At 50.7% G+C, this 13,822-nt stretch carries 13 protein-coding genes; 11 read left to right on the forward strand and 2 right to left on the reverse strand.

The features are described 5' to 3' along the window. Positions 1-119 precede the first annotated feature (119 nt). From K365_RS0112355 to K365_RS0112370, 4 genes are all read left to right on the forward strand, one after another. Complete coding sequence (locus tag K365_RS0112355) at positions 120-1,529, forward strand: SLC13 family permease (RefSeq protein WP_024334802.1); 1,410 nt, start codon at positions 120-122, stop codon at positions 1,527-1,529. Between the two features lie 130 nt (positions 1,530-1,659). Further along, positions 1,660-2,097 (forward strand): response regulator, encoded by a 438-nt coding sequence (locus K365_RS0112360; RefSeq protein WP_024334803.1) that lies wholly within the window; start codon positions 1,660-1,662, stop codon positions 2,095-2,097. Positions 2,098-2,113: 16 nt separating this feature from the next. Further along, positions 2,114-3,277 carry a sensor histidine kinase gene (locus tag K365_RS0112365; protein ID WP_024334804.1) on the forward strand — a complete coding sequence of 388 codons (1,164 nt, stop codon included), beginning with the start codon at positions 2,114-2,116 and terminating at the stop codon, positions 3,275-3,277. 18 nt (positions 3,278-3,295) lie between these two features. Beyond that, complete coding sequence (locus K365_RS0112370) at positions 3,296-3,733, forward strand: response regulator (RefSeq protein WP_024334805.1); 438 nt, start codon at positions 3,296-3,298, stop codon at positions 3,731-3,733. A gap of 91 nt (positions 3,734-3,824) precedes the next feature. Here K365_RS0112370 and K365_RS0112380 read toward each other — a convergent pair whose 3' ends face one another. Further along, positions 3,825-4,256, reverse strand: a complete 432-nt coding sequence (locus tag K365_RS0112380; RefSeq protein WP_024334806.1) for a response regulator — start codon at positions 4,254-4,256, stop codon at positions 3,825-3,827. A 2-nt stretch (positions 4,257-4,258) separates the two neighbouring features. After that, positions 4,259-6,100, reverse strand: a complete 1,842-nt coding sequence (locus K365_RS0112385; protein WP_024334807.1) for a sensor histidine kinase — start codon at positions 6,098-6,100, stop codon at positions 4,259-4,261. A gap of 333 nt (positions 6,101-6,433) precedes the next feature. On the opposite strand from K365_RS0112385, the gene K365_RS0112395 reads away from it, so the two are divergent. The 7 genes from K365_RS0112395 (at position 6,434) to K365_RS0112430 (ending at position 13,771) form a co-directional block, all read left to right on the forward strand. Next, entirely contained in the window at positions 6,434-6,721 is a 288-nt protein-coding gene (locus K365_RS0112395; protein WP_024334808.1) for a glycogen-binding domain-containing protein, read from the forward strand. 72 nt (positions 6,722-6,793) lie between these two features. Beyond that, positions 6,794-7,546 carry a cytidylate kinase-like family protein gene (locus K365_RS0112400; protein ID WP_024334809.1) on the forward strand — a complete coding sequence of 251 codons (753 nt, stop codon included), beginning with the start codon at positions 6,794-6,796 and terminating at the stop codon, positions 7,544-7,546. 166 nt (positions 7,547-7,712) lie between these two features. Beyond that, complete coding sequence (locus tag K365_RS0112405) at positions 7,713-9,137, forward strand: sigma-54-dependent transcriptional regulator (protein WP_024334810.1); 1,425 nt, start codon at positions 7,713-7,715, stop codon at positions 9,135-9,137. 221 nt (positions 9,138-9,358) lie between these two features. Continuing rightward, positions 9,359-10,036, forward strand: coding sequence for a CBS and ACT domain-containing protein (locus K365_RS0112415; RefSeq protein ID WP_024334811.1), 678 nt, complete (start codon positions 9,359-9,361; stop codon positions 10,034-10,036). A gap of 24 nt (positions 10,037-10,060) precedes the next feature. After that, entirely contained in the window at positions 10,061-10,564 is a 504-nt protein-coding gene (locus K365_RS0112420) for a universal stress protein (RefSeq protein ID WP_024334812.1), read from the forward strand. After that, positions 10,564-11,037 (forward strand): universal stress protein, encoded by a 474-nt coding sequence (locus tag K365_RS0112425; protein ID WP_024334813.1) that lies wholly within the window; start codon positions 10,564-10,566, stop codon positions 11,035-11,037. Before K365_RS0112420 ends, K365_RS0112425 begins: the two co-directional genes overlap by 1 nt. A 49-nt stretch (positions 11,038-11,086) precedes the next feature. Then, positions 11,087-13,771: a bifunctional acetate--CoA ligase family protein/GNAT family N-acetyltransferase gene (locus K365_RS0112430; protein WP_024334814.1), complete on the forward strand. Its 2,685-nt coding sequence runs from the start codon at positions 11,087-11,089 to the stop codon at positions 13,769-13,771. The last annotated feature ends 51 nt before the right edge of the window (positions 13,772-13,822 follow it).

The following is a 13,822-nucleotide window of genomic DNA, read 5'->3' on the forward strand; positions in this document are numbered from 1 at the left end:
GAAATCCCAAAAGGATCAGCTGTAAAAATAGTGTTTGCTTTGATTGTTTGTTCAACATGGCTGTAAAAACCCGTCAGAATTGACATTGAATAACCAAAGTATAAAGGAAAACCCATACTATGGCTGACATTGAAAGTGTTAAGGAACCGGCAACCCTCCGGTCCATTATAATTAAAGTGGCTGTGGCGCTGGTCTTAGGGATCGGGGTCATGCTGCTGCCCCGGCCGGAAAACCTGACTCCGGAAGGACAGCGCCTTCTGGGGCTGCTGGCCGTGGTGGTTTTTTTGTGGGTCAGTGAGGCGGTTCCCATCGGGGCCACGGCCCTGTTATCCGGGGCCGGCCTGATTTTTCTCAAAATCCAGCCGGCCCAGTCTGCGTGGGCCCCTTTTGCCAGTCCGGCCGTCATGTTCGTACTCATGATCATCATGTTCGGGGTGGTACTCAATGAAGTGGGACTGGCCAACCGCATCATGTACAACCTGCTCAAGTTCGCCGGCACCCGGGTCAAGCGTCTGAGCCTGATTCTGGCGATCGGCTGCACCCTGACCTCCACCGTGTTCCATGATGCCACCATCACCGTGATCATGGTGTTTGCGTTCGTGCCCGTGTTCATGAGCATGGGCATGCAGCCGGGCCAGGGACACCGGTTGCCCCTGTTTTTCATGCTGCTGATTCCTCTGTCGTCTTCAGCCGGTGGATTCGGCACCCTGCTGGGCGGCGGGCGCAACCCCCTGGCCCTGGAAATTCTGAACAAATTCAGTGAAGGGACCCTTACCATCGGATTTTTGAAATACATCATCATCCAGTTTCCCATCTGCATCCTCACGGCCGTGGCCACCTGGGCCATTTTATGGGTATTGATCCGGCCTCAGGAAAAGGAGCTGGAAGGGGTGGAACTGACAGATCCGGGTCCCATGAAAACAGCGGAGACCGGTGTGCTGGTGGTGTTTGTTTTCACCTTCATCCTCTGGTTCATGGGGGATCTGACCGGCTGGCATTACAGTGTACCGGCCGCCTTTGCCATTCTGGGATTCTGCGGACCCGGATGGATCACCTTCAGAACCATCTGTGACAAATTTCCCTGGGAATCCTGGATCGTGTTCGGGGCCGGGGTCTCTTTGGGGGTAGCCATGCTGGACAGCGGGGCCGGACGTTACCTGGCAGAGGTGTGTCTGCCTCTTCTGGAAGGAAAACCCATGGTGGTGGTGTATTATGGCATGGGATTTTTCGGCTCGTTTCTTTCCAGCCTGATGTCCAACTCAGCGGCCGTGGCGTTGATGCTGCCCATCACTCTGCCCATGGCGGAAATGATGGAGATGTCGCCCCAGTCCGTTGCCATGATGGCACCCATGACCACCTCGTTTATCATGCTGGTCATCGGATGCCCGCCCACCATTATTGCTTACAGCACCGGATATTTTTCCCAGAAAGACTTCATCAAAGTGGCCGTGCCCTGGTGTCTGCTCCTGCTGGTGGTCTGTGTGGCAAGCATGCTGATATACTGGCCTTTGATCGGGTTTGTCAAATAACTTGATAAAAAATGACTGCCATCATTTTTAACAAAAAAACTTTCTATCCATTCACGGGCAGGGTATGATAATGACCATCCTGCCCGGATGGGTAGTTGACTATCCAACAATTCAGGAACAGGAGATTACCGTGTTTAAAACAACAAGTAAAATCATGCTGGTTGATGATGAAAAAGATTTTGTTGAAATGCTGAGTTTACGGCTCAAGGAAAACGAGGAAAACGTCATCGCCGCTTATAATGGACAGGAATGTCTGGACACCCTGGAAAAAACCCAGGTGGATGTCATCATTCTGGATGTTAAAATGCCGGGCATGGACGGCATTGAGACCCTGAAGCAAATCAAGAAGCGCCATCCGCTGGTGGAAGTGATCCTGCTCACCGGACACGGCACCATTCAGTCGGCAGTTGAAGGCATGAAGCTGGGCGCGTTTGATTTTCTGCTCAAACCGGCGGATTTCAAAGAGTTGACGGAAAAACTCACCAAGGCAAAAGAACGCAGAAAAGAACAGATGGAACGGATTCAGAAGGCAGAAGCTGCCATACTGCTGCGCCAGAGCAAAATATGAACATAAAAAGAGGTCTATGGTGGATCAACCCGATGTGACCGAAGATATCAACATTCTGCTGGTGGATGATGAGAATGATTTCCGGCAGATTATTGCCAAACGCCTGAAACGGCGGGGCATCAACGTCCGGGAAACGGACGGGGGGGAAAAAGCGCTCCAGATGCTGGAAGACGCACCAGTGGATGTCGTTATCATGGATGTCAAAATGCCGGGCATGGACGGCATTGAATGCCTCAAACGGATCAAGGAAAAACACGACCTGCTTGAGGTGATCATGCTGACCGGCCATGCAGACATCCACGGCGGCGTGGAAGGAATTAAATCAGGTGCCTTTGATTATCTGAGCAAACCCATTGAACTGGAGCATCTGGTTCGTAAGATCAAGCAGGCCTTCCATAAAATTCAGCGGATTCTGGCTGAAAAAAAAGAGGCGGCCTTTAAAGAACAGATCAAGCAGCAGATGGTGGTGGCGGAACGGCTGGTGGCACTGGGTACCATGGCCAGCGGCGTGGCCCATGAAATCAACAACCCCTTGGCCGTGATCCAGGACTCGGCCGGATGGCTTCAGCAGATTCTGGAAAAACCGGACATGCAGGGCATACCCCGCAGGGATGATTTCAATAAAGGGCTGGAACGTATCAACAAAGCTGTCAAACGGGCGGGAAAGATCACCCAGCAGCTGCTCCAGGCCGTTAAAACCCAGACAACGGAAATGGCGGATCCTTCCACCTTTGTGGAGGTGGACCTCAAAAAACTGTCTGAAGAAGCCATCACCCTGGTGGAACCCGAGGCGGCCCTCAAAAATATTGCCATCCACCTGGAAACCAGAGAACCCTGTCTCTTTTCCTGGACCGATCCTTTGCAGCTGCTTCAGGTACTGCTCAATCTGTTGTCCAATTCCATCCAGGCCACGGAGCAAGGCGGGCGGATAATTGTCAGCCTGAACGCTTCTATGGAAGAAGCAAAAATCATTGTCAAGGACACGGGTTGCGGCATTTCAAAGGAAAATATTTCCCGGATTTTCGAGCCTTTTTTCACCACCAAAGAGGCGGATCAGGGCACAGGTATGGGCCTTTATGTTTCCTGGGGAATTATCACCGGCCTGGGGGGATTGATTTCCGTTGAAAGCGAAGTCAACAAAGGCACCACATTCACCATTACCTTACCGGTTAAAAAATAAGGCAGGCATGTTCCAGATATGACAGAAGAAAAAAAATACACCGAATCCAAAAACAAACCAGACACCCACCCGAAGGTCAAAATCCGGGTCCTGCTGGTGGATGATGAAACCGCTTACGCGGATGTCCTTGCCAACCGGCTCGGCAAACGGGGGTTTGACGTTACAAAGGCGTACACCAGCCCGGAGGCGTTGCTGGTGTTACGCACCCGGCAATTTGATGTGGCGGTTCTGGACCTTAAAATGCCGGATATGGACGGCATCGAGGTGCTGAAAATCGCCAAACAGGTGGACCCCACCCTTCAGGTAATCATGCTCACGGGACACGGCTCAGCCGCCGCCTGTGATCAGGGCCTTGCACTGGGCGCATTTGACTATCTCATGAAGCCCTGTGAATTTGATACGCTGGTTGATAAAATCCAGGAAGCATTTGAAAAAAAATCAAAATCTGAACCATAAAACCCTGCCCCACCCGGCATACATCATTTTAGTAGGCCGGATGGGGGCGGATATAAAAATTGCGTTGTCAATGCAGGGGTTGCATGGATGATCAGCGACCCCGGGTGGTAATCTTCCGCATCTGTGCTTCAATGATTTTTTCTTCATGCCGGCGCTTTTTTGCAGCCGCTTCCGTCACTTTTTCCACCAGAAGATCAATATCGCTGGGCTTCATCAGATAATCAAACGCGCCCAGTTTCATCCCATCGATGGCGGATTCAACCGTTGCATGCCCGGTCAGCATGATCACTTCCACCAATGGAAACTCTTTTTTGATCTCCTTGAGTGTCTCAAGTCCGTCCATACCCGGCATCTTGACATCCAGAATCACCACTTCCACCCGTTTGTTTTCCGCCAGCTTTTTCAACGCGTCTTCACCGCCGTATGCCGGCAGAACATCCATGTTCCGCTTGGTCAAACGTTTGATCATGGTGTCTACGAACGGCACTTCATCATCCACAAGTAAAATGTTTGCAATGGCCATGGTTATATATTCTCCTTAAATATTGGTGCTGGGTTTTTCAACGGCAGCACAATTGTAAACATTGTTCCCTCGTCCACTTTGCTCTCCACATCGATCCGGCCCCCCATTTTATTGATGATCCCATAGCAGATGGAAAGGCCCAGACCGGTCCCCTTCCCCACCGGCCGGGTGGTGAAAAACGGATCAAATATTCTTGCCAGATTATCCGAAGGAATCCCGGGACCGGTATCTTTGATTGATACTGAAAGATGCTGGTCATCCATCCCGGTCATGATGATAATTTTGCCTCCGGTTTTCTCCATGGCATATACCGCGTTCTGCAATATGTTCATGAGCACCTGCTGAATTTCCGTGGCAGACGCCTGAATAGTCGGTAGTTTAGAATTCAGTTGCACATCCACATTGATATTGGCATATTTGAATTTCTGGGATAACAGATCCACCACTTCCGTCACAAACTCGTTGATCTGAAGGGTTTCCACCCGGGAATCGGTTTTTCTGGCAAAGCTGAGCAGTTTATGGGTGATGCCTTTGCACCGGTGCCCCTGGGTTTGAATCTGATTTAGTGCCCGTTTGAATTCCTCAAAATTGTCCCCTTTGTCAATCCCCTCACTGAGCAGGTCCTGGATCCAGCCGGCTTCTTCCACCATAATGGCCACGGGATTGTTGATTTCATGGGCAATGCCGGCAGCCAGCTCCCCGATAGAGGCCAGCTTACCGGTTTCCACGATCTGCTGGTTCATCACCTCTTTTTCAGAATCCAGCCGTGCAATGCGCTTCACCAGTTGTCCGGATATAAAAAATGCCATAAAAATGATGAGCAGGGCGCCAGCAAACGTAATAAATACAGCGATGAGCTGGGTTTCATTGAGCTTGGCAAAGGCATCTTTTTTCTCCTGCTGAAAAATCAAAAGCCAGTCGTCATTTTTGAGAAACGCAGCGACCACCAGACACCGGGTGCTGTCTTCTCCTTTTTTTTCAACGGTGAACGTGGTGTATTTATGGGGGGGGCTGGCCGTATACCGGTCTATTTTGGGTTCATATTCCCGGGCAATCTGAAACAGATCGTTCTGGCCCAATACGGACGGAGCGATAATATGGTCTCCGGTTTTATTTCCCCGGGCATCTTCTCCCATTTTAAACAAATTTTTATACTGCTGCAGGGTCAGCTTGAGTGTACCTTTGGGAGCCCGGGTCTGAAACTCACCCTGGCGGTTCAGGATAAACGCAGTGCCGGTTTTGCCCATGGTGAAATCTTCCACCAGGGTATTGAAAGCCATGAAATCAATGGTGGCCCGAACCAGCCACATCCGGCCCTGCCATTCCCGTTTGACCGCCACAATGAAGTGAGGTTGTCCCCGCATGCCCAGGAACACATCGCTGATATAGGTATCCCTGGCCCGGGCTTTGTGAAACCATTCCGAATCACTGTAATCCGCCTGATCCAGATCAAACGGACCGGCATAGGACACTTGACGGCCATTGTCATCGATGACCCCCAGATCCACAAACACATAGCTGTAATCCACCTGAAGGGCCCGCAGCCGCTGCTGGAGGAACGGCTTTTCTTTAAGCTGGGAGAATTGATAGCTTTTGGACAGATAACTGATATCACTGAGTTTCTGCTTCAAAAAATCATCAATTTTCTGCCGGTGCTTGAGTACCAGCTGATCCAGATGGGCATGCACCATCTGGTTGGCATACACATGGAACTGGTAAAGGATAATGCCGGTTACCAGCACCAGTGGCGCCAAAGAAACAATGACAATGCGAAGGGCGATCTTCAACCTGAAGTCTGCATAGTATGCCGGCCCATGATTTCTTTTATTCAGTATTTCAGCCACAGGTTATCCTGTTCCAGATAAATGGTTATCATTTTTATCCGCATTATAACTTAATTTCATCCATTTTAGTTCATTCTTATTGTATCAACTGTTTTCTTGTCAAAGACAAATGATATATCATTTCTTTGTGTCAGTTTTTTTTACAACCTGATAAAAACACTGACTCATTTTTTAAACATACGACGGATCTTTTCCGGATCAATTCCGGCATCCAGCCGCTTTCCAATGAGGGAAAATACCTTGTAAAAACTGGCATGCAAATTGCTCCTAAGTCCATAGTCAGCGCTATTGCCATGACACAACGACATAATTACCTTGCAAAGGAGGTTCCAGATGAGCGAGAAAAAACAAAAAAAACGTCGAAAAAAAATTGCATTCGCATTGCATGCCCCCCAGGCTGAAACTGTGTTGCTGGCCGGCGACTTCAACCAGTGGAATCCTGAGAAACATGTGTTGAAAAAAAGCAGAAACGGGGCCTGGGAAACCAGATTGATGCTTTCTCCCGACACCTATGAATATAAATTTGTTGTGGATGGCAAATGGCAGATGGACCCGGTCAATCCCCGGATCTGCCAAAACTGTTTCGGTACCGCCAACAACCTTTTGACCGTTGCAGAATAAAATTCTGCTGTTTGCAAAAAACAGGAAAACCCGGGCTCTCTAAACAATATTCATTATAAAAGGGGATGTATTATGGGGGAAAAAACAAAACCAACCGGGTATCAGCCGGGATTTTATGGGAAAAAGCGCCAGACCCCGGATCAATGGGTGGAAACGTATTTTAAAACCTGGGCACAAAAAGAAGCACGCAAAAAAAAGGAAACAGCGCGAGCAAAAGTGCTCCCCTGCATCTGTTTTTCACGGCAGATCGGTGTCGGCGCTCTGGAAATCGCAGATGAATTGTCCCGGATCATTGCGTACCGGGTGGTTGACCGGCAGATCATGGAGCATATGGCACAGGATACCAGTCTGTCCATGAAGCTCATCGAGCTGTTCGACGAACGCTATCCAGGCCGCATGAGTGAATTGTTTGCCATGCTCACCAGTGAAAAGACATTCATTAAAAGTGATTATGCCAGACAACTGACAAAAACCGTCACGGCCATGGCTTCCATGGAGCCCACGATCTTTGTGGGAAGAGGCACCTATCTGATCCTTCCCCGGGACCTGACTTTATCTGTCAGGATCGTTTGCAGCACCAGATACCGGGTCAAGCGCGTGGCAAATATTTTAGACATTGAAGAAACCGAGGCCCAGGCCCACCTGGAAAGGTGTGACAAAGAACAGCGGCAGTTTTTCAAAACCATTTATCAGAAAGATGAAACCGACCTGGACGGGATTGATCTGGTCATCAACAGGGATCATCTTACCGGTGCGTCAGAAGCGGCAAAAATTGTGGCCTGTGCGTTTGAACAAAAATTCGGTTCCCGAAAAATAATCCAATGACTCCGGCCATCCGCCGCACGGGCATTGATCTTTGCCATGGCATCCCTTTTGACAGGACAAACGCGCATATGTATTGAACCGGCGGGTCGTCCGTGGTATATCTGACCAGCCGGAGAACGATTTTTTCAGGCAATACTCGGCCATAGCCAGTGACAGGACAGGTCTAATGAATACCATTCTGGTGATAGATGACGATGATCAGTTGCGCATCAGCTTCTGCAAGCTGTTGAGAGAAGAAAACTATTCCGTGCTGGGGGCGGCCTCGGGAGAGGCCGGTGTTGACATCATAACCCAGCAGCCCCTGGATCTGGTGATTCTGGACATGCGGCTGCCGGGCATGGACGGCATGGAAACCTTCAAACAGATCAAAAAAAAGGATCCTAAGCTGCCGGTGATCATTGTCACGGCTTTCGGCACCACGGAAACCGCCATCGAAGCCACCAAAATGGGGGCCTATGACTATGTGCTCAAGCCCTTTGAGATTCCTGAAATGCTGAATCTCATCACCCAAGCCATCGATGCCGGGTATTTCATGAAATCCCCGGTTGCCGTGGATGCGTTGCCTGACAATCAATCCGGAGATGCCATCATCGGCCAGAGCCGGGCCATGCAGACCGTGTATAAAGCCATCGGCCGGGTGGCCCAGACCGATGCCACCATTCTGATCCGGGGCGAATCCGGCACGGGCAAGGAACTGGTGGCACGGGCCGTTTACCAGCATGGCGCCCGGGCGGACAAACCGTTTCTGATCATCAATTGCGTGGCCATACCGGAAACCCTGCTGGAAAGCGAATTGTTCGGATATGAAAAAGGGGCGTTCACGGGTGCCTCCCAGAAGCACATTGGGAAAATAGAACAAGCCAACGGGGGCACCGTGTTTCTGGATGAAATCGGAGACATGCCTTTAAGCATCCAGGCCAAAATCCTGCGGCTGCTCCAGGAAAAAAGCATTGAGCGTTTAGGCGGTGAAGAAACCATTCCCGTGGATGTCCGGATCATCGCCGCCACCCATCAGAACCTGGAACAGGCCATTGAAAATAACAAATTCCGAGAAGACCTGTATTTTCGGCTCAAGGTCGTCACCATTGAACTGCCCCCTTTGCGGGATCGCAAAGACGACATTCCCGGACTGATTGCCTATTATCTGCAGAAACTTTCCCATGAGTTGAAAATGGACAACCCCGGAATTCATGATGAAGCGCTGACGCTTTTAAACGACTATGAATGGCCGGGAAATGTCAGAGAGCTGGGGAACCTGATCCAGAAAGTGTTGATTTTCAACCGCGGGGCTCCCATTGCCGCATCTGACCTGGTCCAGATCATTCATCACCGTCATGAAAACAACCACACCCATGACATTTCCCTTGATACCATCCGACAGTGGGTCAGACAGAATATGGCCGGTGAATCGAATTCTTACGGGTTTGACGATTTTGTGGATATCATTTCAGGCATTGTCATTTCAGAAGCGCTGGTATCCACGGATGGAAACCGCACCCAGGCGGCCAAGCTGCTGGGCATGTCCCGCCCTACCCTTCATGCCAAAATTGAAAAATACAATATCCGGATGCAGACCCGGATTTCCGACTGACCCGACTATTTTTTTGTTTCTTTCTCCAATGTGTCAGATCTGCAGGTGTCAGATTTTTTCTCACATTGAAAAAAAATCGGTTGATCCACCGGGTGTGTTCTGATTCCTTTTTTATAAAAAATATTAAAATTCTTCATAATTTCAGAGTATTGCATCAAATCCATCCACTGGCATACCTTTTGCTCCTATGGATATCAACGTAACCCATAAGGAGGCAAACCATGTTGATAAAAGAATGGATGAGCAAACCCGTCATTACCATCAACCATGACGAATCATTAAATGATGCGGCCAAACTGTTTCGAACCCGGGTGATTTCCATGGTCCCGGTGATCAAAAACAATGACCTGGCCGGCATTGTTACGGACGGAGACCTGAAAAAAGCCATGCCCTCGGATGCGACCACCCTGGACCGGTTCGAACTGCCGGCACTGCTGGATTCCATAAAAGTGAGCGCCGTTATGACCAAACCCGTCATCACCATTCCCCAGGATCACACCGTGGATGAGGCTGCCGTGATTATGCTGAAAAAAGGAATTTCCGGCATGCCCGTGATGGATCATTCAAACAAGATGGCAGGGATTTTGACAAAAAGCGATATATTCCGGTGTTTTGTCTCTTTCACCGGGGTCGCGACTACAGGCCAGATCTTTGCCACCCGACTCCAGGACCGGCCCGGTCTCATCAAGAAATTCACGGACATGGTCCGGGCAAAGGGGGGACGTCTGTGCAGCATCCTGACCTCATATGATGACATTGAAGATGGATACAGAAAAGTGTATTTCCATGCCTTTGATATCGACCCGGATGGTTTCTCCAGTCTGGTGGAGACATTCAGTGAGATCGGACAATTATATTATGCCGCAGACCTGTCCCGGGGATACCGGAAACTTTTTTAACCAAGGATTTACAGGAGATGACCCATGAACCGAAAAATAAATAAAATCCTGGCCTGCGTTGATTTTTCAGATTACACCATGATGGTATTGAGCTATGCCGTGGAACTGGCCTCTGCTTCGGACATGCAGATTGTTGTTCTGAATGTGATCAACCAGCGGGACATCAACGGCATCAGAATGGCGGTGGGATATTTTCCGACCCAGGGGCCTGTGATGCTGAGCGTGGAAGACTGCGTGGAGGACTGGAAAAAAGACCGGCATACCCAGCTGAAACAGCTGGTCAAGGAACATTTTTTTGATGACAAGTCAAAAATGCACCTGATGGTGGACACGGGCATTCCCTATGAGCGTATCCTGAAAACAGCGGAAAATGAAAACATCGATCTGATCGTCATTGCCAACAAAGGCCGGGGAAACCTGTCACGGGTATTGTTCGGCAGCGCGGCGGAAAAAGTGTTCCGCCACGCAAAGGTGCCGGTGGTGTGTGTCAGAGATCCTGAAAAATTCAAACAAGGGGGAAGGCTATAATGAAAAAGCAACCTGATAAAATCTCAAAAATAGGGGTGGCCATCGATTTTTCCGGATATTCCCGGGACACACTGGCGTATGCCGTGGAAACGGCGAATCTGACCCAGGCCCGGATGGTTCTGATCAATATCATCAATCAAAAAGAGATGGATGCCATGGAAAAAGCGGTCAATGCCGAACATCCCAACCAGTTTGATCCGGCTAAATTTTTAGGAGAAGAGATGGACCGGCGGAAAATGAAATTAAGAACCCTGGTCAAAGGCATTCCTGCCATGGATGATATGCCGGTGAAAATCCGCATCAGCCATGGGGTGCCCCATGTGGAAATCCTGGAAATCGTCCGAAGAGAAAATGCGGATTTTCTCGTGTTCGGACCCAAGGGCCGGACCAATTTCAAGGAATTTCTTTTTGGGTCTGTGGCGGAAAAACTGTTCCGGCACTCGCCTGTGCCCGTGATGAGTGTCCGTTCCTGACATTGAAACAACGGTTTGAAAACAAATACCCAAGACAAGGAGTGCTGTTATGAGTACGCATCATCTGGACCGGCTGTTCAAACCCAAAAGCGTGGCAGTGATCGGGGCCAGTGAAAAAAAGGGGTCTGTGGGCTGTGCCATGATGAAAAACCTGCTCGCCGGCAAAGGAAACTATGATGTGTTTCCCGTCAACCCCAGGCACAGGAAAGTGTTTGACCGGCCTTGTGTGTCCCGGGTTCAGGAGATTGAAAAAGCCGTGGACATGGCAGTGATTGCCACCCCCATCCAGATGGTGCCGGAACTGGTGGCGGCGTGCGGGGAAAAAGGCATTGCCGGCGCTGTGGTGGTATCATCCGGCGGACGGGAGTCCGGTGCCAAAGGACAGGCCATTGAAAAACAGATCCTGGCAGCTGCCCAAAAATCCGACCTCAGAATCATCGGTCCCAACTGCCTTGGCATCATGAACACGGCCGTTTCCCTGAATGCCAGTTTCGCCCACCTGACACCTATGCCCGGCAACATGGCATTTTTATCCCAGAGCGGTGCCGTGTGCACCTCCGTGCTGGATCTGGCCCTTCGGGAAAACGTGGGGTTCAGCCATTTTGTCAGCTTAGGCTCCATGGTGGATGTGGATTTTGCCGACATGATCGATTATCTGGGGTCCCAGAGATCTGTGGCAAGTATTGTGATGTATATGGAAGACATCACCCATATCCGGAATTTCATGAGCGCGGCCCGGGCCGTGTCCCGCATCAAGCCCATCATTGTCCTCAAATCCGGAAGATCCAGGGCCGGGGCCAAAGCCGCCGCATCCCACACCGGGGCCATGGCCAAAGAAGACATCCTGTATGACACGGCCTTCCAGCGGGCCGGCATTCTCAGGGTCACGGAATTTGAAGAGCTGTTCGACGGTGCCCAGTTTCTGGCAAAACAGCAAAGGCCCAAAGGAAGCGGCCTGACCATCATCACCAATGCCGGCGGCCCCGGAGTCATGGCGGCCGATGCCCTGGCATCTTACGGCATGGAACCGGCCCCGTTGTCTCGGGAAACCCTGGACCGACTCGATGCACTGCTGCCTGACAACTGGAGCCGGAGCAATCCCGTTGACATTTTAGGGGACACCCCGGCATCCGCTTATATAGATACGGTCAAACACTGTGCCGCTGATCCGAAAACCGATGCCCTGCTGCTGATCTGCTCACCGGCCGGCACCATGGATACCCAGGCACTGGCCGAGCTTCTGATCCCCCAGCTTCAGACGATTTCTTGTCCCGTGTTCACCGCCTGGATCGGCGGTGACAATGTGGCAAAGGCCAGACAGGTGTTCAATCAGGCCGGGATTGTCACCTATGACTCGGCGGAACGGGCGGTCCGGGCATTCAAAAACCTGTATGAATATGGAAAAAACATTGAACGGCTGACCCAGATCCCTATCCGCACGGACACCAAGCTGATCATTCACCGGGATATTGCCGGTAAAATCATTCAAAACGCAATGGCGGGAAAAGACACCTGTCTTCTGGAAAATACGGCCAAGGCCCTGATGGAGGCATACGGCATTCCCGTTAATGACACAAAAATCGCCGACACCCGGGAAGCGGCCCTGGAAATGGCGGCCCGGACGGGATTCCCCGTGGTGCTGAAAATCTGTTCCCGGGACATCCCCCATAAATCAGACTGCAGCGGCGTAGCCCTGAATCTCAATACGCCCGAAGATGTCAAGACCGCCTACAGTCAGATTATGGCAAACGCCAGACAGCATTTTCCTGGTGCACACATCACGGGTGTCACTGTTCAGTCCATGCAGGATCGGGCTGATTTTGAACTGTTCATCGGTGCCAAAAAAGATCCCCATTTCGGTCCGGTGATTCTTTTCGGTATGGGCGGCGTGTTAACGGAAGTGTTCAAAGACATATCCATGGGTCTGCCGCCCCTGAACCGCATGCTTGCCGCCCATTTGATCGGAAAGACAAAAATCGCATCCGTTCTCAAGGGATTCAGAAACATTCAACCCATTGATATGGCACGCCTGGAAGAGCTGCTGATTCGGGTGGGAAGACTGATGACCGATTTTCCTGAAATTGAAATTCTGGACATCAATCCGTTGATGGTGAGAAACGGGGTTTTAACGGCCGTGGATGCCCGGGTGTTTATTGCACCGGCATCCGTGCCCTCTCCCATGCATCTGATTATCAGCTCCTACCCCTGGCAGTATGAATCTTTGGGGGAAACCGTGGACGGTCAGCCGTTTTTTATCCGCCCCATCCGGCCCAGCGACGCAGACCTGATGATCGATCATTTTCATTCCCTGTCATCCCGAAGCAAATACATGCGGTTTTTCTCCCCTTTGAAAGAATTGTCCAGGGACATGCTCATCAAACTGACCCAGATCGATTATGACCGGGAGATCGCTCTGGTGGCTTTGATGGGAAATGAGCAAAACCAGAAAATGGCCGGGGTTTGCCGGATCATTGTGTTCCCCGATAAAACCCAGGCGGAATTCGCCATTGCCATCAGTGATGACTGGCAGGGCAAAGGCATCGGTTCCTCGCTTTTGACCCAGTGCCTGAAAGCGGCCCGGCAGATGGGCATCCGGCGGGTTATGGGGCTGGTACTTTCAGAAAACACCCAGATGCTCAAACTGGGCGGAAAACTGGGATTTGCCATCAACCGGGCGGCAGGCGGCGGAGAATATGAATTGATCATCGAAACCGATGATCTGGATCTTGATTAAATCCGTGGGCCGGACTATGATCGATAGAAAAACAACCGCACCGGGATTTTT

The sequence above is a fragment of the Desulfotignum balticum DSM 7044 genome, assembly GCF_000421285.1.
In the GTDB taxonomy this organism is placed as follows: Bacteria; Desulfobacterota; Desulfobacteria; order Desulfobacterales; family Desulfobacteraceae; genus Desulfotignum; species Desulfotignum balticum.